We start from the raw sequence: 16,829 nt of genomic DNA, 5'->3' as shown, positions 1-16,829 counted from the left end.
GTTACCGGTCGTGACCACGGGACGGACTGGCCGCCGGTGCCCACGGAGGCCGTCAGAGCCGGTCGAGGCGGGCCCTGAGCAGGCAGAACTCGTTGCCCTCGGGGTCGGCGAGGACGTGCCAGGGCTCCTCCCCGCTCTGACCGATGTCAGCGAACACGGCCCCGGCGGCGAGAAGGCGTTCGAGTTCGGCGTCCTGGTCGCGGTCGGTGGCGTTGACGTCGATGTGCAGCCGGGGCTTCGCCCTCTCCGGCTCCTCGGTGCGGCTGAGGATGATCGTCGGCTGCAGGCCGCCGAACCCCTCGCGCGGCCCGATCTCGATGCAGCCCTCCTCGCGGTCGAGCACGACGAAGTCCAGGACCTCGCACCAGAACCGCGCCAGCACCTCGGGGTCGCGGCAGGAGAGCACGAGCTCACTGATACGACATGCCATGGACGAAACCTGCTCTCCTCGTGGGAACTGACGGGGTGGCCAGGCGCGGGTCTCGTGGACTCCGCGGCGGCAGCACTCCGAGACCGTACCGGGTGAGGCGAGCGGGAGCGAGGGAATTTCCGGGAACTGCCCGACCGGGTCTACCTGGCCGAACAGGACCGGGCCAGGCCGCCGGACGCGGGTCACTGGCTCCGCTCTCCAGGGCTCTCCGGGCTCTCCGTCCGAGGTTCCAGGCTTCGGCTTCTACAGCCTCGAATCCAGGTTTGGGACACCAGGCTTGGGAGACCGGACACTCGACTCTCGGTTCGGAGCTTCGGGCGCCGGAGCCCAGACCCTTGGGTTCCGGGTTCGAGATCCCAGAACCCGGAGCCCAGACCCTCGATCCCAGGCTTCGGATTCCAGGTCCTCGACCTCCGATTCAAGAACTCAGGCTCCGGAATCCACACCCTTGGTTCCAGGGGCGGCGTTGGATCCAGGGGCGGCGTTCTCGGGTCGTCAGATCGCGTTGAGGCTTATGGCCAGCTCGTCGAGGCTCTTCACGACCAGGTCGAAGCGGTCCGTCGCGAGCGGGGGATCCCCGACGGGACGTTGGACGTAGGCGGTCTTCATGCCCAGGGCCTGCGCGCCCCGGAGGTCCCAGGCATGGGCGGCGACCATGAGCAGGCGGTCGGGCGGGCAGTCCGCATTCGCGATCGCGAGCCGGTACACGTCGGGATGGGGTTTGTAGCTGTGCGCCTCCTCGGCGGAGAGAACCTGGTGCCAGCGGAGCCCGGCGTGCGCGCTGATGCGTGTGAGCGCCGGGTGACTGGCGTTCGACAGGCCGACCACCGGGAAGTACGAGGCGATCCGGTCCAGCGCGGAGGCGGAGTCCGGCCACGGCGCCAACCGCCGTGCGGAGGCCGCCAGCGAGCGGATCGCGTCCTCGTCGTCGACGTCGGCCCCGGCCGCGACGCGTGTGGCCGCTTCGAGGTTGAGCACCGTGCTTTTGGCGTAGGGGCGGCGGCCCGCAAGGATCTCCTGCTGCTGCTCGTCGACATGCCTGTTCCACACCTCGACGAGCTCGCGCGTCCTCGCGTCGTCGATGTCCGGGAGCAGTGTTCGGATGCCGCGCCCGATACCGCCGGGCTCGTCGACCATGGTTCCGAGAACGTCGAAGACGATCACGTCCATGTCGGAGGGTGAAGTCACGAGAAGCGCTCCCTAGGTTCCTCCGCTGCGCCACCCGGGATGTGTGGGGGCTCAGTTGCAGGAGGGTTCAGCGATCCGCCGGGCAAGTGGTGAGCATAGTGCGCGTCCCCCAGCGGCCCCGCCGGAGGGGTCAGCGACTCCCCGGTTCCGGCGGCACCGGACGGTCTGCACGGTCAACCACTGTCCAGGCCGACCGGCACGGCCAGGCCACCCGGGACCGAGACGACCGGCACGGCCAGTCACCGCCCGGAGGGACCAGCGCCGTCAGCCGCCGCGCAGGGCGGTGCGCGCGGCCTCCAGGGTCGTGGTGCGGTAGGCGGCGCCGAACAGGCACACGTGGACCAGCAGCGGGTGCAGCTGGTGCAGGGCGACCCGTGACCGCCACCCGGAGGCCAGCGGCGCCACCTCGTTGTAAGCGTCGCGGACCCGTTCCAGGTGGGGCAGGCCGAACAGGGCCAGCATGGCCAGGTCGGCCTCGCGGTGCCCGCCGTGCGCGGCCGGGTCGATGACCACCGCGTCCTGCGCCCGCCAGAGGACGTTGCCGCTCCACAGGTCGCCGTGGACGCGCGCGGGCTCCTCGGGCTCTCCGGCGAGGTCGGCGACGGCGTCGACCACCTTCTCGACCACCCGGCCGTCGGACGGGGTGAGGGAGCCCTGGTCCAGGGCCTGGCGCAGGTAGGGGCGCAGCCGCTGCTCGGCGTAGAAGCGCGGCCAGTCCCGGGAGGGGGTGTTGTCCATCGTCAGGGGGCCGATGTAGCCGGGCCAGGCGGCGCCGAAGCGGTCGGCGCCGGTCAGGTGCATCCCGGCGAGTTGGCGGCCGAGGCGTTCGGCGGCCTGGACGGTGGGTTCGCGCTCCTCGATCCACGGCAGGACGAGGATGCGGTCGTCCCAGGCCACGACGTCGACGGCGGGTGAGCCGAAGGTCCGGCCCAGCCAGTCCAGGCCGCGCGCCTCGGCGGTCAGCACCCCGCTGGGCGGGGCTCCGCGCACCAGGGACTTGACGAACAGGCGGGTGCCGTCGGTGAGTTCGGCGTAGTAGATGTCCCAGTCGTGGCTGCTGCCCGCGCGGGCGGCCCGCCTGACGTCGCGGTCGAGCAGGACGGTGAGGCGTTCGGCCATGGTTCCGTCGACCGGGTCCCTGCGGCGGCCCTCCCCGGGCCCGTCGCCGCCGTCGCCTCCGAAGTCCCGCACGATCCGCTCCCCCCTCACCCGCGCTACCGCCTCAACCGGGTGACGAGTTCTCCGGTGAGGCCCTTGGCCGCGGACTCCACCATGTTGAGTACGGCGGTGAACCCGTCGTCGCCGCCGTAGTAGGGGTCGGGGACCTCCGGGTTGGGGCCGGTGCCGGGCGCGAAGGAGCGGAAGAGGCGGACCCGCGACATGTCGAACCCGTACTCCTCACCGTACTCGTCGACGACGCGCCGGATCTCGTCGACGTTGTCCAGGTCCATGGCGAGGACGAGGTCCCGGTCGGCGAGGACGTCGTGGGCGAACTGGCGGGCGGTGTGGCTGGTGAGGTAGCCGTGCACGCGCAGGGTGGAGGCCGCGCGCGGGTCCATGCCGCCGCCCACGTGCCAGTCGCCCGTGCCGAAGCTGTCCACCGCCACGAGATCGCTCATCCCGGCGCGTTCGAGGTCGGCGGCGAGGATCTTCTCCGCCATGGGCGAGCGGCAGATGTTGCCCAGGCACACCACACTGACGCGGTAGGGACCAGCGGGGTCACGCGGTTCCGGCAAGCTCATGCCCTTACCGTAACGAAAAACCGTTGCGGCCACGTGTTGCGGCTCCCGCGCGTTCGCCGGGCGGGGCGGGGCGTCACGCGGGGCAGCGCGAAGCGGGAGGGGTGGGTGGCCCCCCTGTATCCATGGAACCGCGCGCGGGCGCGCCACGGTAGCCCCCGCGCGCGGCTGTGGAAAACCCCGCGAGCGGCCCCTGCGACGCACTCACCGCCTGGAGCGGGCGCGCCGCCTACCCCTTGGGCAGGCGCACCACGCTGACGAAGAAGTCGTCGATCTGCCGGACCACCCGTATGAACTGGTCGAAGTCCACCGGCTTGGGGACGTAGGCGTTGGCGTGCAGGCGGTAGCTGCGCAGCACGTCCTCCTCCGCCTCGGAGGTGGTGAGCACCACGACGGGGATGTGCGCGAGGTCCTCGTCGTTCTTGACCTCCTCCAGCACCTCCCTGCCGTCCTTGCGGGGCAGGTTGAGGTCGAGCAGGATCAGGTGGGGGCGGGGCGCGTCGGCGAACTCCTCCTCGCGGCGCAGGAAGCGCAGCGCCTCGACACCGTCGGAGACCACGTGCAGGCGGTTGCCCAGCTTGTGTTCCTCGAACGCCTCCCTGGTCATCAGGACGTCGCCGGGGTCGTCCTCGACCAGCAGCACCTCGATGGGATGCACCAACATGACCTCGCTCAAGCTTCCAGACCCCTGCTCAGGGTCCCGCCCCGTGACCGGGGGGAACCGTACCGCCACCGGTGTCGGGCTGGGCGGAGCGGGCGCCGCCGGGCCTGTCGTCCGGTTCGGCGCCGTCCTCCCCAGGGTTGTCCGTACCCGTGGGCTGTCGTGCGGCCGTCGGAGCCGAGTCCTCGGGGGTGGTCTCGGCGTCCTCGGTGCCCTCCTCCCCGCTATCGGCGGCGAGGGGCTCGGCGGTTCCCCTCTCGGGGGCCGGGTCCTCGTCCTCCGCGGGGTCGGCGGGCAAGGACCAGCATATGCGCGTTCCGGTCCGACCAGAGTCCCGGTCACCTGAGGTTTCGGTTTCCCCGGAACCCTGGGAGCCGGTTTCCAGCCAGATCCGACCCCCGTGGAACTCCACGATCTTCTTGCACATCGCCAGGCCGATGCCGGTCCCCGTGTACTTGTCCCTGGTATGCAACCGCTGGAAGATCACGAAGATGCGCTCCGCGTACTGCGGTTCGATTCCGATCCCGTTGTCGGAGCAGCAGAACACCCACTCGTCACCGCGCCGTTCGACGCTGATGTGGACCCGGGGGTCCTCCTCGCCGCGGAACTTCACGGCGTTGCCCACGAGGTTGAAGAACACCTGGGTGAGCAGGGTTCGGTCCCCCTGCACGGTCGGCATCGGGTCCCGGGTGACCTCGGCGTCGGCCTCCTCCAGGCGGGTGGACAGGCTGCTCAGGGCGTCGTCCAGCGCGTCGTCGAGGGCGACCGGCGCGAAGTTCCTGACCCGGCCGACCTGGGAGAAGGCCAGCAGGTCGTTGATGAGGGTCTGCATGCGCTTGGCGCCCTCGACCGCGAAGTCGATGTAGGAGTCGGCGCGCTCGTCCAGCTGCCCGTGGTAGCGCCGCTGGAGCAGCTGGCAGAAGCTCGCCACCTTGCGCAGCGGCTCCTGGAGGTCGTGGGAGGCGACGTAGGCGAACTGCTCCAGCTCCAGGTTGGAGCGGCGCAGCTCCTCGGTCTGGTTCTCCATGAGGACGGACTGCTCCTGGAGCTTGCGCCGCGCGGAGGCGACCTCGTCCAGGTCCTGCACGATGCGCTCGCGCATGGCGTCCACGTCCCGGCCGAGCCGGACGATCTCCGGCGGGCCGTGCAGGGAGATCCGGTGGGCGTAGTAGCCCTCCGACACCTGGCGCATGTGCCCGGCGAGTTCCTCCAGGGGGCGCAGGACCCACTGCTGGAGCATCACCCACAGGAACACGGACAGGAACACCACGACCAGGCCGACCAGGACCAGCAGGGCCACGACCTGCTGGGTGGCCAGGGTCAGGCCCTCGCGGGCCTCCTTGATCTCCGCCTCCAACTGGCTGGTGGTGGCGTCGCTGATCCGGCTGAGCTCCAGGAAGAGGACCCGGCCGCGCCGCAGCTCCTCCTGGGTGACCTCCTGGCCGCTGCTGACCTGCTCCAGGGCGGGCTCGGCGAACTCCTCGGTCCACACCCGGCCCGCGGTGAGCAGGTCGTCGACGTTGGTGGCCACCTCGGGGTTGTCCTCGGCCAGCTGGGCCAGGACGGCCTGGTTCTCCGTCAGCGTCAGCTGGCTCTCGACGTAGGGCTGGAGGAACTCGCGGTCCTGGGTGAGGATGTAGCCGCGCAGGGCGTGGTCCTGGGTGAGGTAGGCCGAGTGCGTCTGCTCGACCGCGCTCACGGCGGGCGTCAGGGAGTCGACCTGGAGCGCCAGGGACTCGCGGGCCTGGAACGCCGCCAGGGTGATGACGGACACCGCCACGACCAGGACGACGGCGACCACGGCCAGCAGGCTCGTGACGCGCCGCCGCAGGCTCCACGACTGGTGGGGCGAGCGCTTCCCCTCGCGGTTGGTGCCGTTGACGAAGTGCGTGCCGCCGGTCGAGGCCCCGCCGTGCACGCCGGTGTCCGGGGCGGGCCCGGATTCCTCGGTCTCCATGGCCGTCCCCTCTCCGGTCACGGGTCTCACTCGGGTTCTCCGTGTGTGATGAGCAGCATCGCCACGTCGTCCTGGAGCGGTCCGCCGTTGCTGCGCTCGGCCTCGTCCACCAGGCTTTCGGGCAGCCCGGCCAGGGAGGTGCCCCGTTCCAGCACGCCGGAGACCATCCGGCGCAGGCCCGCGACCTCCAGGCGGGCGGGCGGGGCGCCGTCGTAGGCGTCCACGAGGCCGTCGGTGTAGAAGAGCATGGTCGCCCCGGTGGGGAGCACCACCGTGTCGGTGTCGGTCTGTTCGACGGGGAAGACCCCCAGGGGCGGCTGCGGGGTGACGCGGGTCTCCTCGACGGCGCCGTCGCGCAGGACCATGGGCGGCGGGTGGCCCAGAACGCGGAGCCTGACCCGGTCGTCGCCGGTGTCCAGGCTGGCCATGCACAGGGTGGCGTACATCTCCTCCTGGGCCCGCTCGGTGACCAGGATGTCCTCCAGGTTGGTCAGCACCTTGTCCTCGTCGACGCCGCCCATGATGAGGGCGCGCCAGGCGATGCGCAGGCTGACTCCGAGCGCGGCCTCGTCGGGGCCGTGCCCGCTGACGTCGCCGATGATGACGTGGGTCGTGCCGTCCTTCTCGACCGCGTCGTAGAAGTCCCCGCCGACCAGGGCGCGCTTGCGGCCGGGGCGGTAGTAGGCCAGGTGTTCCAGGGGCGAGCGCTGGAGCAGGACCTGGGGCAGGAGTCCGCGTTCGAGGCGCATGTTCTCGCGGGCGCTCATGCGGGCCTCGCGCAGCTGGCGGGCGTTCTCGTCGGCGCGGCGGCGCTCCAGGGAGTAGCGCAGGCTGCGACCGAGCAGGGAGCCGTCGACCTGGCCCTTGACGAGGTAGTCCTGGGCGCCCGCGGCCACGGCGGCGACGCCCTCGTGCTCGTCGTCGAGTCCGGTGAGGACGACGACGGCGGCCGCGGGCGCGCCCTCCAGGACCTCGCGGAGCAGGTCCAGCCCGTGGGCGTCGGGGAGGTTGAGGTCGAGCAGCACGCAGCCCCGGAAGTCCTCCAGGTGCCGGCGCGCCTCGGCGAGTGTGGGGACCCAGGTGATGTGCGTGGGCAGGGCCGTCTCGTCGAGCAGCTCCTCGGCGAGGAAGGCGTCCCCGGGGTCGTCTTCTATGAGTAGGACGTCAACCGGTTCGACAGCAGCCTCCACCCGCTCGTTCGGGACGGTGTCGTCGCCCAGGAAGGCCCCGTCGTGCGAGGCAGCGCCGTCGGCGGAGACGGCCCGTGCCGCCTCCCCGCCGATCACCGTCACGGGATCGTGCCCTGTTCTCCTGGTATCCACTCATCGCCCTTGGTCTGCCGGTTCGTGGGTGCCGTGTCGCGCCGTGTGATCCCCGGGGAGCGCCCCGGGTTCTCCCTGCGGTCCGGACCGCACGACACCCAAACGATAATCGCCCCGGTGACCTGTTGACCAGCGGCCGTGACGAGACACATCCGACGCCGGAGACCGGGATCACAGTCCTGTTCTCCCTGTGTGAGGGCCTGTTGGCCCGCGGTGGGGAACCCGCTGACGCTCCGCTCCGACGTGCGGACGGAACGGGCATATGCCCATGCACGAGCACATGCAGGGTGTGACGGGGGACACGCGCTGGATTTCTTCGAGCGTACCCGAGACCTCTCCGGAGAGGTCGGCGCCCCTGCGGGAGGCTCATCCGGGAGCGGGAAGACGGCCCCGGGGACAAGGGCCGGGGCGGCGGACCCGCCGGAGGAGAGGGGTGCGGCGGCCACCGGCGCGCCGACAGATTTTCATGACAAGGTGTCATATCCCCCTTGACAGCGGCCTCCGTCTAAATGACATGATGTCATAAACGTGCCGGACGGAAGGCGGAAGAGCACCGATGAGCGCAACGGCCGAGGTTCCCGCGACGACCGCCCCCGACACCCCCCAGACGTTCTCCGAACGCCTGCGCGCGGCGACCTGGAGCGACCACCAGGCCGCCGAGGACCACGGGTTCACCCGGGCCCTCATGGACGGCACGCTCTCCCTGGACGGGTACACCGGCATGGTCGCCCAGCACTACTTCGCCTACGTCGCGCTGGAGGAGACCGGCCGGCGCCTGGCGGGGGACCCCGTCGCCGGGAGGTTCCACTACCCGGAACTGGAGCGGGTCCCCGCGCTGGTCCGCGACCTGGAGCACCTGCTCGGCGCCGACTGGCGCGACAGGATCGCCCCCACCCCGGCCACCCGCACCTACGCGGCGCGCATCGAGCAGATGGCCGACCACCCGGAGGGGTTCGTCGCGCACCACTACACCCGCTACATGGGCGACGTGTCCGGCGGGCAGTTCATCCGCCGCACGGCCGCCAGCACCTACGGCCTGACCGACGCGGCCGGCGTCTCCTTCTACGTCTTCGACGCGCTGGGCAGCCTGCCCCGCTTCCGCACCGGTTACCGGGAGCGGCTCGACTCCCTGGACCTGGGCGAGGCAGCGGCCGCCCGCCTGGTGGCCGAGACCCGGCTGGCCTACCAGCTCAACACCGAGGTGTTCGCCGACCTGGGCCGGATGTACGCGCCGGGGGCCGGAGCGGACGCCGACGCCGCCTGAGCCCCGGCCGCGCGCCCGTCAGGCCTCCGGGGCCCGGCGGGCGCGCTCCTGGTGGCGGCGGGCCTTCAGGCGGTTGCCGCAGGTCCTCATCGAGCACCAGCGGGCGGTGTTGGCGCGGCTGCGGTCGAGGAGGAAGAGGCGGCACTCGTCGTTGCCGCAGGGGCGCAGCCGCCCGGGCCTGCGCTCCTGGACGTCGTACCAGGCGAGCACCAGTTCCACCGCGAGCATCCGCTCGGGCGGCGCCTGGAGGGGCCACCGCAGGTCCGACCCGTCGACGTCGGGGACGCGGGAGACCCCGTCGAGCATCCGCCGTATCCGCGCCTCGGGCACGGGGCCGCGCGTGGCGGCCTGGAGCGCGTCCCTCGCCGCCCGCAGCCAGCCGATCGCCGACGCGTCGTCGGAACCGCCGTGCTCGCGCGCCCACCGCCGCGGCACGGCGTCATCGGCCCACAGGTCCCGCTGCCGTCCGTCCACCACCGGAGTGCTGTTCAGCGCTTCGAGCAGCGCTTCCTCGTCGATCATGTCGGCCCACCTCCCGGACTAACCCTCTTCATCGACTTGACAGGTTACCCCGCATCCGCTCCACTGGGGACAGCGATAACCATCAAAGTTGCCTTGGAGGGTTAGTCATGACGGAGATCCGCCACCAGTACGCCACCGTCCGCGGACACCGCGTCTTCTACCGGGAGGCGGGGCCCCGCCACGCGCCCGTCCTGGTGCTCCTGCACGGGTTCCCCACCAGCTCGCGCATGTTCCGCCGACTGATCCCGCGGCTGGCCGACCGGTTCCGCGTCATCGCCCCCGACCACCTCGGCTTCGGCCGCTCCGACGCGCCGCCCGCCGACGCGTTCGCGTACACGTTCGACGCGCTCACCGACGTCACGGAGGCGCTCCTGGCCGGGCTCGGCGTCACCGGGTACGCCGTGTACGTGCAGGACTACGGCGCGCCCATCGGGTGGCGGCTCGCGCTGCGCGACCCGGACGCGGTCACCGCGGTGGTCACCCAGAACGGCAACGCCTACGAGGAAGGCTTCGTCCCAGAGTTCTGGGCGCCCGTGTGGGCCTACGCGAAGGACCCGGGGCCCGCGACGGAACCGGCGGTCCGCGGCGCCCTCGGCCTCGACGCGATCCGCTGGCAGTACCTGCACGGGGTGGACCGCCCCGAACTGGTCGACCCCGACACCTGGACGGCCGACCACCGCGACATCAGCCGCCCCGGCAACGACCTCGTCCAGCTCGCCCTCTTCCGCGACTACGCCACCAACCCGCCCCTCTACCCGCGGGTGCACGCCTACTTCCGGGAGAGCCGCGTCCCGCTCCTGGCCGTGTGGGGGGCGGAGGACCGCATCTTCGGCCCCGACGGCGCGCGGGCCTTCGCCCGCGACCTGCCGGACGCCGAGATCCGCCTGGTCCCCGGAGGCGGCCACTTCCTCCTGGAGAGCCACCTGGACGGCACCGCCGACCACGTCCGGGACTTCCTGACCCGTACGCTGACGGCGCCCCGGGAATGACGCCCGCGCGGGCGGAGCCGGTGGCCCGCAGGCGCCGGTCTGAGCGCGCCCGGGCCCACTCCGCCCCTCAGGCCGCCCCGTCACCGCCGTCGCGCACGGTCACCGGACACCACCCCGGACCGTCCCCGGGCGTGACACCATAGGAGGATGCCCAAGATCACGGCGCCGACCATCGCCGCCCACCGTGCCCGCACACGGGATCGCATCATGGACGCCGTCGACGAGCTGATCCGGACCCAGGGGATCGACCGCATCTCCATGACCGACGTGGCCAACTCCGCGGGGATCACCCGTACCGCCCTGTACAACTACTTCCCCGACAAGCCCGCGCTGCTCCTGGCCTTCACCGAGCAGGTCAACAGCGCGTTCGTGGAGCGGTACCGGCGCGAACTCCCCTCGGGCGTCTCGGCGGCGCGGCGGCTCTCGGCGTTCGTCCGCCTCCAGTTGGAGGGCATCATGGCGCATCCGCACCCGCCCGCCGCCGAACTCGGGGCCAGTCTCGGCCCGGACGCCTACCAGGCGCTCGCCGCCCACGTGGCGCCCATGCAGCGCCTGCTGACCGAGATCCTGGAGGAGGGCACCGCCGCGGGCGAGTTCGACCCCCTGCCCGCCGAGCCCGTCTCCCGGCTGGCCCTGTCGATGGTCGGCTCCCAGCGCCTGCCCCTCGTCAGCGGGGAGATCGACCTCGACGAGACCCACGCCCTGGTCACACGGTTCGTGCTCCGCGCCCTCGGTGTGGCGACCGAAACCGTGGACACCGTTCTTCCGCAAACCGCCGCGAGGAACACCCGGAGTCGCGACTCGTGAACACGTAGCCATAAGGGCTGGCCCATAACCTGCGCCACAACGTTGGCTAGGCGATATCAAGTCGCAACGGTACGGCGACATCGGTCAGAATCGGTGGCCCCGACCGCCCCTCGGGCGGTCGCCCCTTCGACCGAGTGTGAGGCCCTCTCCGACGTGTCCCTCGTGCTGATCCTCCTCGGCGCCGTCCTGGTGGCGGTCGCCATGTTCGACAAGGTCCCCAGCTACGTCCCCGGGCGGATCCCGTCGCCCCGCCCCGGCCGCGGCGGCTCCGTGGCCGCCGCGCGGAGCCCGGAGATGGTGCGCCCCCGCGTGAGACTGGTGTCGGCCCGGCTCACCGAACCGGGCAAGGCGCTGCTCACCACCCTCGGCGGAAGCGCGCTGATCGTGGCGTTCTTCCTCACGCTCTCCGGTCTGTGAACCCCGGCCGGTCCCCGAACGCGGACCGGCCGATCCGGCCGAGCAGCCGCGCCGGGGAGCCGTCGCCGCGTCCGGCCGGATGACCGGGGACGCGCGTGCTCGCGCCGCCGGCCATGCGCAGCAGCAGGCCGCCCGCGGCGGTGGCCGCGAGTCCGCCCGTCACCGCGGCGGCCGCGGCCAGCCGCTCGCGGAAACGGGTGTCGCGGTGCGCGGCCATCTCAGCGATGGCGCGGTCCGTGGCGCCGAAGGCCCCGCCGCACAGCAGCGGGTCGAGCTCGTGGGGCCGCCACCGCGCCCGCCAGGGGCTCAGCGGAGGCAGCCCGCCGGGCACCGACGCCGTGCGCGGCTTCCAGCGGACGGACCCCGCCGCGCCGCCCGGGCCTGGGACCGGGTCCGGCACCGCGAGCCGCTTGGGCGCGGGACCGCCGTAACGCAGTTCGCCGGGGGCGTTGGCGAGCATCTCCGCGAGCAGCTTGGCGCAGGCACGGGCGTCGCCCAGCGCGGTGTGCTGTCCGGTCGGCCAGTCGCCGCTGAGCCGGTGGGAGGCCTTGGGCAGCGAGTACCGCTCCAGCTCCACCTGTGAGCGCAGCGCGCGCAGCGTGCACAGCCCGGCCTGGCCCGTGGGCAGCCCGGCGGGCACCAGCTCCGAGGCGAGGAAGCGCTGTTCGAAGTCGAGGTTGTGGCCGACCACGACCGCCCCGGAGAGCAGTTCGGTGAGTCTGGGCACCACCTGGGCCGCGGTCGGGGCGCCCACGGTGTCGCCCTCGCCGATGCCGTGGAACTCCCGGCCGCCCACCGGCCCGCGCGGGTCGACCAGGGTGCTGAACTCCTCCACGAACTTGCCGTCGCCGCGCACGCGCACCACGGCGATCTCCACGATGCGCGCGCCCTCGCGCGGTTCGAGGCCGGTGGTCTCCATGTCGAGCACCGCGTACTCCAGGTCCGCCGCCCGCATGCCGACCCTGCGCCGGGTCAGCGCGCCCATCCGCAGCGTTCCCATCGTGTGCCCCACTCCTTCGTCCCTCGTGCCGAACGGCTGTCCCGCCTCGCCGCGTACCGGCAACGACCTTACTCCCCGCGTCCGACAGCGGACCCCGTGCACGTGGTGGGCCGTTCCCGGCGGCGGGGCGGCCGACCGCTCCGGCCGGTCCCCCCGGGCCGCGGGCCGGCTCCGGCCGCGCCGGTTCCGCGACCGCGGGGCGACCGGAAGAAAGGGGAGTTATGTAACGTTCTCATTCGTGTCCACCCACAGGCGGACACTCCACGCGCACCCTGCCCCGACCTCAACGGCGAGGAGAAGCCCGCATGCCCCAGAGCCCGCTGCCCGAGTACGTCCCCCTGGCACAGGTCGTCCGGTCCGGAATGCTGGAGAGCGTCCACTACGGCGCGGTCGTCGGACTGGCCGCGGACGGCCGGATCGCCTACGCGCGCGGCCCCGTGCACCAGCCCATGTTCCCGCGCTCCTCCGCCAAGCCCTTCCAGGCGCTGGCGATGCTGCGGGCGGGCGCGCGCCTGGAGGGGCCCTCGCTGGCCATCGCCGCGGGCAGCCACTCCGGTGAGGAGGCGCACACCGCCGAGACCGAGCGCATCCTGGCCGCGGCCGGGCTCACCGCCGACGCCCTGGGCTGCCCCCCGGCCGCCCCCGGCGGCAAGGACGCGCGCGCCGCGTTCGTGCGCGCCGGACGCGAGCCCGAGCGCGTGCTGATGAACTGCTCCGGCAAGCACGCGGGCATGCTCGCCGCCTGCGTCGCCCGGGGGTGGAGCACCGGGGACTACCTGGAAGCCGAACACCCCTTCCAGGTCCTGGTCCGCGAGACCATCGAGGAGCTGTGCGAGGAGCCGGTCGCGCACACCGCCGTGGACGGCTGCGGGGCGCCCCAGATGGCGGTCTCCCTGACCGGTCTGGCCCGCGGCCTGTGGCGCATGCGCACCGCCCCCGAGGGCGGACCGGAACGGGCCGTGGTCGAGGCGATGAGCGCCCACCCGCTGTACGTGGCGGGCAGCGACCGGACCGACACCGACCTCATGAGGCGGATGCCCGGCCTGGTGGCCAAGGTCGGCGCCGACGGGGTGCTCGTGCTCAGCGCCGCCACCGGCGAGACCGTCGCCGTCAAGATCAGCGACGGGGACGCCGAGGAGCGGGCGCGTACGCTGGTCGCACTCGACGCGCTGCGGACCCTCGGTGTGGACGTCTCCCCCGTCCAGGACCGGTTGCGCGTGGACGTCCTCGGAGGTGGCGCCCCCGTCGGCGAGGTCCGCCCACTCTGACGAACCCCGTCCTCGGGGAACCACCACCGGAAGGGACACCACCGTGCGGGACACCCTCAACGACATCGTCGTCGTCGGCGCGGGGATGGCCGGGCTGCACACGGCCGAGGCGCTGCGCGAACGCGGGTACGAGGGGCGGCTGACGCTCCTGGGCGAGGAGGCGCACCGGCCCTACTCGCGGCCTCCGCTGTCCAAGGAGGTCCTGACCGGGGTGGGCATGGATCCCGCGGGCGGCGGCCCGGGCTGGCTGGTGGGCCACCGGGCGCTGCGCTTGCGCGAGGACGAGGCCGTGGACGCGCTGGACCTGGACTTCCGTCCGGGCAGCCGGGCCGTGGGGCTGGACACCGCCGCCCGTGAGGTGAGCGTGTCCGGGCCGGGCGGCGCCGCCTCGACAGTGCGCTACGACGGCCTGGTGATCGCCACGGGCGCGCGTGCGCGCCGTCCCGCCACCGACCTGGCGGGCGTGTACGTGCTGCGCACCCTGGACGACGCCGAGGCGGTGCGGTCGGAGTTCGACTCCGGCGGCCGGCTGGTGGTGGTCGGGGCCGGTTTCGTCGGCGCCGAGGTGGCGGCCAGCGCCCGCGCGGCGGGCATGGACGTGACCCTGGTGGAGGCGGCGCCCACACCGCTGACCCGGGTCGTGGATCCGCGGATCGGCGAGGTCCTCACGGAGCTGCACCGGGAGAACGGCGTCGACGTGCGCCTGGGCGTGGGCGTGGCCGGTTTCGAGGGCCGGGACCGGGTGGAGCGGGTCCGGCTCGCCGACGGCTCGGCGGTGGAGGCCTCCCTCGTGGTCGCGGGGATCGGCGTGCACCTGAACACCGAGTGGCTGCGCGGGTCCGGGGTGGAGCTGCTGGCCGACGGCTCGGTGGCGTGCGACGAGTACTCCGCGGCCTCGGTGCCGAACGTGTACGGGGTCGGCGACCTGGCGAACTGGCCGCACCCGCGCTACGGCGGGCGGATCCGCCTGGAGCACTGGACCAACGCGGGCGAGCAGGGCGAGGCCGCGGCGCACAACCTGCTGGCGGGCGAAAGCGGGCGCACGCCCTTCACTCCGGTGCCCTACTTCTGGTCCGACCAATACAAGATGAAGGTCCAGCTGCTGGGACAGGGCGCGCCCGCCGATCAGGTCACCTTCGTGCACGGCTCCCCGGAGGACCGAAAGTTCGTGGCCTTCCTCGGCCGGGGCGGAATGCTCACCGGTGTGATGGGGCTGCGCTCCACGCCCAGGACCATGCGCTACCGGGGTCTGCTGGAGAAGCCGACGACGTGGGACGAGGCTCTGGCGGCGGCGGGGGTCACTCCCGCACGGTGATGGCCCTCTTGGGGCACAGGCGCTCGGCCCGGCGGACGCGTTCGTGCGACCCGGCGGCGGGTTCCCCGGTGAGCAGGTAGAGGAAGTCGTCGTCGCGGACCTCGAAGACCTCCGGTGCGGCGGCCATGCACAGGGCGTTGCTCTCGCACTGGTCGTAGTCGACCTCGACTCGCATCGTCGCCGGACTCCTCGCGCGGAAGGGGTGTGACCCCCGACTCTAGCCGGGACGTGCGTGCTGTACGGGCTCGCGCGGGCTTGTACCGGCGCACCGGCGCATGTCCGCAACTTCTCTTTCGTCCGTAGAACGGATGTCGTGTGAACCGCCGGTGCGCACACGCTGTCCCACTGCCGACCGCACCGGGCCGTCCGGTGCCGTCTGGGAAAGGGCACACGGGTGAGGGGGGACGAGACCACCGGGAATCCCGAGAGCCGTGGGTCGGCGGCGGAGGCCGCCCCCTACCGGAACCGGACAGGACCCCCGTGCCCCCGGGTTCAGCGGGGCAGGCGGAGCGGGAGTGCCGACCGGGACAGGCGGGACCACCGAGGCAGGTCGGCCGGTCGGGGCCGCGTCCCGCCACCGGGGCCTCCAGCGGCTGGACGAACTGGGCCTGTCCGAGATCGGCGGCCAGGCCGGGATGGGCTGCTCCTGAGCGCGGCTACTGGGGAGGGCGGCGGGCGCACGTCCCCGCCGCCCCGCTCCCGCTGAACGCCTCGCCCGGCCCCCGCCGCGTCCGCACCCCGGCCGGACCGGTCGGGGCACGCGGGGGGCGGGGGCTCCACCCCCCGCGTCCCGCCCGCGGACCCGGGGCGGTCCCCCGTCCCGGGACCGGACCGCCTACTTCGCGAAGCGGTCGGTCGCCTCGATCAGGAGGTCCAGGATGCCCGGCTCACTGAACGCGTGCCCGGCGTCGTCCACGATGTGGAAGTCCGCCTCCGGCCAGGCCTTGTGCAGGTCGTAGGCGGTGCGGGCCGGGGTGCACACGTCGTAGCGGCCCTGCACGATCACGCCGGGGATGTGCCGGATCGCCTCCGCGCCGTCGATGAGCTGGTCGGGCTCCAGGAACCCGCGGTTGACGAAGTAGTGGTTCTCGATCCGCGCGAAGGCCAGCGCGTAGTCCTCGTCCGCGTGGTGCTCGCGCAGTTCGTGGTTGGGCAGCAGGGTCACCGTGGACCCCTCCCACACGCTCCACGAGCGCGCGGCGGCCAGGCGCTCCTCCCGGTCGGGCGAGTTCAGGCGGCGCGCGTAGGCGGCGATGAGGTCGCCGCGCTCCTCCTCGGGGATGGGCTCCAGGTAGGACTCCCACAGGTCCGGGAAGAGCTGGGAGGCGCCCTCCTGGTAGAACCAGCGCAGCTCGCTCTCGCGCAGGGTGAAGATGCCGCGCACGACCAGCTCGCTGACGCGGTCGGGGTGGCGCTGGGCGTAGGCCAGCGCCAGGCAGCTGCCCCAGGACCCGCCGAAGACCTGCCAGGACTCCGCGCCGATCATCTCGCGCAGCCGCTCCATGTCCCGCACCAGCGTCCAGGTGGTGTTGGTGGACAGGTCGGTGTCCATCTGGCTGGCGTGCGGTGTGGAGCGGCCGCAGTTGCGCTGGTCGAACAGCAGGATCCGGTACCGCTCCGGGTCGAAGAGCCTGCGGTGGTCGGGCACGCATCCGCCGCCGGGACCGCCGTGCAGGAACACCACGGGCTTGCCCGCGGGGTTGCCGCACAGCTCCCAGTAGACGCGGTGTCCGTCGCCGACGTCGAGCATCCCCGAGTCGTACGGCTCGATGGGCGGGTACAAGGTACGCAAAGCGTGAGGCCTTTCGTGGACGTGTTCGTGGACGTGGTGCCTCCCCGGGGACCCCGGCGGAGTCGGGCGCCGCGGACGGAGGTGTCCGGCGGACGCCTGACGGAGAACGACGAGGAGAGGGTACGGCGTCCCGGGCGTCCACCGGGCGCGAACACACG

General features: G+C 72.7%; 18 protein-coding genes. 7 read left to right on the top strand and 11 right to left on the bottom strand.

The window, feature by feature from the left end:
- Positions 1-52 precede the first annotated feature (52 nt).
- The 7 genes from AC0VX6_RS05875 to AC0VX6_RS05845 all read right to left on the bottom strand — a co-directional run bounded on the left by AC0VX6_RS05875 (position 53) and on the right by AC0VX6_RS05845 (position 7,267).
- Positions 53-430, bottom strand: a complete 378-nt coding sequence (locus tag AC0VX6_RS05875) for a VOC family protein (protein WP_013151502.1) — start codon at positions 428-430, stop codon at positions 53-55.
- A gap of 495 nt (positions 431-925) precedes the next feature.
- Positions 926-1,618, bottom strand: a complete 693-nt coding sequence (locus AC0VX6_RS05870) for a haloacid dehalogenase type II (RefSeq protein ID WP_475467627.1) — start codon at positions 1,616-1,618, stop codon at positions 926-928.
- Positions 1,619-1,882: 264 nt separating this feature from the next.
- The gene (locus tag AC0VX6_RS05865) at positions 1,883-2,809 is read right to left on the bottom strand and encodes a fructosamine kinase family protein (protein WP_475467625.1); all 927 of its coding nucleotides are present in this window, start codon (positions 2,807-2,809) and stop codon (positions 1,883-1,885) included.
- 23 nt (positions 2,810-2,832) lie between these two features.
- On the bottom strand, positions 2,833-3,360 hold the full coding sequence (locus AC0VX6_RS05860) for a low molecular weight protein-tyrosine-phosphatase (protein ID WP_274976524.1): 528 nt from the start codon (positions 3,358-3,360) through the stop codon (positions 2,833-2,835).
- 226 nt (positions 3,361-3,586) lie between these two features.
- On the bottom strand, positions 3,587-4,021 hold the full coding sequence (locus AC0VX6_RS05855) for a response regulator (RefSeq protein ID WP_013151498.1): 435 nt from the start codon (positions 4,019-4,021) through the stop codon (positions 3,587-3,589).
- Positions 4,022-4,049: 28 nt separating this feature from the next.
- A complete protein-coding gene (locus AC0VX6_RS05850) occupies positions 4,050-5,975 on the bottom strand; it encodes a sensor histidine kinase (protein ID WP_475467623.1) in 1,926 nt (641 codons plus the stop codon).
- 26 nt (positions 5,976-6,001) lie between these two features.
- The gene (locus AC0VX6_RS05845; RefSeq protein ID WP_274976523.1) at positions 6,002-7,267 is read right to left on the bottom strand and encodes a PP2C family protein-serine/threonine phosphatase; all 1,266 of its coding nucleotides are present in this window, start codon (positions 7,265-7,267) and stop codon (positions 6,002-6,004) included.
- A gap of 586 nt (positions 7,268-7,853) precedes the next feature.
- Between AC0VX6_RS05845 and AC0VX6_RS05840 the strand changes: the two genes are divergently transcribed.
- Positions 7,854-8,561, top strand: coding sequence for a biliverdin-producing heme oxygenase (locus AC0VX6_RS05840; protein ID WP_274976522.1), 708 nt, complete (start codon positions 7,854-7,856; stop codon positions 8,559-8,561).
- 18 nt (positions 8,562-8,579) lie between these two features.
- On the opposite strand, the gene AC0VX6_RS05835 is transcribed toward AC0VX6_RS05840, so the two are convergent.
- Positions 8,580-9,083 carry a CGNR zinc finger domain-containing protein gene (locus AC0VX6_RS05835; protein ID WP_475467620.1) on the bottom strand — a complete coding sequence of 168 codons (504 nt, stop codon included), beginning with the start codon at positions 9,081-9,083 and terminating at the stop codon, positions 8,580-8,582.
- 107 nt (positions 9,084-9,190) lie between these two features.
- On the opposite strand from AC0VX6_RS05835, the gene AC0VX6_RS05830 reads away from it, so the two are divergent.
- The 3 genes from AC0VX6_RS05830 to AC0VX6_RS05820 all read left to right on the top strand — a co-directional run bounded on the left by AC0VX6_RS05830 (position 9,191) and on the right by AC0VX6_RS05820 (position 11,296).
- Positions 9,191-10,072 carry an alpha/beta fold hydrolase gene (locus AC0VX6_RS05830; RefSeq protein ID WP_475467618.1) on the top strand — a complete coding sequence of 294 codons (882 nt, stop codon included), beginning with the start codon at positions 9,191-9,193 and terminating at the stop codon, positions 10,070-10,072.
- Between the two features lie 147 nt (positions 10,073-10,219).
- Positions 10,220-10,879 carry a TetR/AcrR family transcriptional regulator gene (locus tag AC0VX6_RS05825; RefSeq protein ID WP_475467616.1) on the top strand — a complete coding sequence of 220 codons (660 nt, stop codon included), beginning with the start codon at positions 10,220-10,222 and terminating at the stop codon, positions 10,877-10,879.
- 153 nt (positions 10,880-11,032) lie between these two features.
- The gene (locus AC0VX6_RS05820) at positions 11,033-11,296 is read left to right on the top strand and encodes a hypothetical protein (protein WP_274976519.1); all 264 of its coding nucleotides are present in this window, start codon (positions 11,033-11,035) and stop codon (positions 11,294-11,296) included.
- On the opposite strand, the gene AC0VX6_RS05815 is transcribed toward AC0VX6_RS05820, so the two are convergent.
- Positions 11,277-12,296: a 3'-5' exonuclease gene (locus tag AC0VX6_RS05815; protein ID WP_475467614.1), complete on the bottom strand. Its 1,020-nt coding sequence runs from the start codon at positions 12,294-12,296 to the stop codon at positions 11,277-11,279. The two genes, AC0VX6_RS05820 and AC0VX6_RS05815, sit on opposite strands and share 20 nt — an antisense overlap.
- 305 nt (positions 12,297-12,601) lie before the next feature.
- Here AC0VX6_RS05815 and AC0VX6_RS05810 point away from each other — a divergent pair, with 305 nt between their 5' ends.
- Both AC0VX6_RS05810 and AC0VX6_RS05805 read left to right on the top strand, forming a co-directional pair.
- Complete coding sequence (locus tag AC0VX6_RS05810) at positions 12,602-13,564, top strand: asparaginase (protein WP_274976517.1); 963 nt, start codon at positions 12,602-12,604, stop codon at positions 13,562-13,564.
- Between the two features lie 43 nt (positions 13,565-13,607).
- Positions 13,608-14,879, top strand: a complete 1,272-nt coding sequence (locus AC0VX6_RS05805; protein ID WP_475467612.1) for an NAD(P)/FAD-dependent oxidoreductase — start codon at positions 13,608-13,610, stop codon at positions 14,877-14,879.
- On the opposite strand, the gene AC0VX6_RS05800 is transcribed toward AC0VX6_RS05805, so the two are convergent.
- Positions 14,863-15,054 (bottom strand): ferredoxin, encoded by a 192-nt coding sequence (locus AC0VX6_RS05800; RefSeq protein WP_475467610.1) that lies wholly within the window; start codon positions 15,052-15,054, stop codon positions 14,863-14,865. The two genes, AC0VX6_RS05805 and AC0VX6_RS05800, sit on opposite strands and share 17 nt — an antisense overlap.
- 340 nt (positions 15,055-15,394) lie before the next feature.
- On the opposite strand from AC0VX6_RS05800, the gene AC0VX6_RS05795 reads away from it, so the two are divergent.
- Positions 15,395-15,529 (top strand): hypothetical protein, encoded by a 135-nt coding sequence (locus AC0VX6_RS05795; protein WP_274976514.1) that lies wholly within the window; start codon positions 15,395-15,397, stop codon positions 15,527-15,529.
- Between the two features lie 185 nt (positions 15,530-15,714).
- On the opposite strand, the gene pip is transcribed toward AC0VX6_RS05795, so the two are convergent.
- On the bottom strand, positions 15,715-16,671 hold the full coding sequence (gene pip / locus AC0VX6_RS05790; protein WP_274976513.1) for a prolyl aminopeptidase: 957 nt from the start codon (positions 16,669-16,671) through the stop codon (positions 15,715-15,717).
- Positions 16,672-16,829: the final 158 nt, after the last annotated feature.

Source organism: Nocardiopsis sp. iso_25 (genome assembly GCF_056173305.1).
This window is presented reverse-complemented; position numbering and strand designations above follow the sequence as displayed.

Coding starts and splice junctions, on each gene's coding strand:
- AC0VX6_RS05840 (WP_274976522.1), top strand. CDS start 7,854: ATGAGCGCAACGGCCGAGGTTCCCGCGACGACCGCCCCCGACACCCCC.
- AC0VX6_RS05850 (WP_475467623.1), bottom strand. CDS start 5,975: ATGGAGACCGAGGAATCCGGGCCCGCCCCGGACACCGGCGTGCACGGC.
- AC0VX6_RS05875 (WP_013151502.1), bottom strand. CDS start 430: ATGGCATGTCGTATCAGTGAGCTCGTGCTCTCCTGCCGCGACCCCGAG.
- AC0VX6_RS05860 (WP_274976524.1), bottom strand. CDS start 3,360: ATGAGCTTGCCGGAACCGCGTGACCCCGCTGGTCCCTACCGCGTCAGT.
- AC0VX6_RS05810 (WP_274976517.1), top strand. CDS start 12,602: ATGCCCCAGAGCCCGCTGCCCGAGTACGTCCCCCTGGCACAGGTCGTC.
- AC0VX6_RS05815 (WP_475467614.1), bottom strand. CDS start 12,296: ATGGGAACGCTGCGGATGGGCGCGCTGACCCGGCGCAGGGTCGGCATG.
- AC0VX6_RS05800 (WP_475467610.1), bottom strand. CDS start 15,054: ATGCGAGTCGAGGTCGACTACGACCAGTGCGAGAGCAACGCCCTGTGC.
- AC0VX6_RS05830 (WP_475467618.1), top strand. CDS start 9,191: ATGACGGAGATCCGCCACCAGTACGCCACCGTCCGCGGACACCGCGTC.
- AC0VX6_RS05835 (WP_475467620.1), bottom strand. CDS start 9,083: ATGATCGACGAGGAAGCGCTGCTCGAAGCGCTGAACAGCACTCCGGTG.
- AC0VX6_RS05855 (WP_013151498.1), bottom strand. CDS start 4,021: ATGTTGGTGCATCCCATCGAGGTGCTGCTGGTCGAGGACGACCCCGGC.
- AC0VX6_RS05825 (WP_475467616.1), top strand. CDS start 10,220: ATGCCCAAGATCACGGCGCCGACCATCGCCGCCCACCGTGCCCGCACA.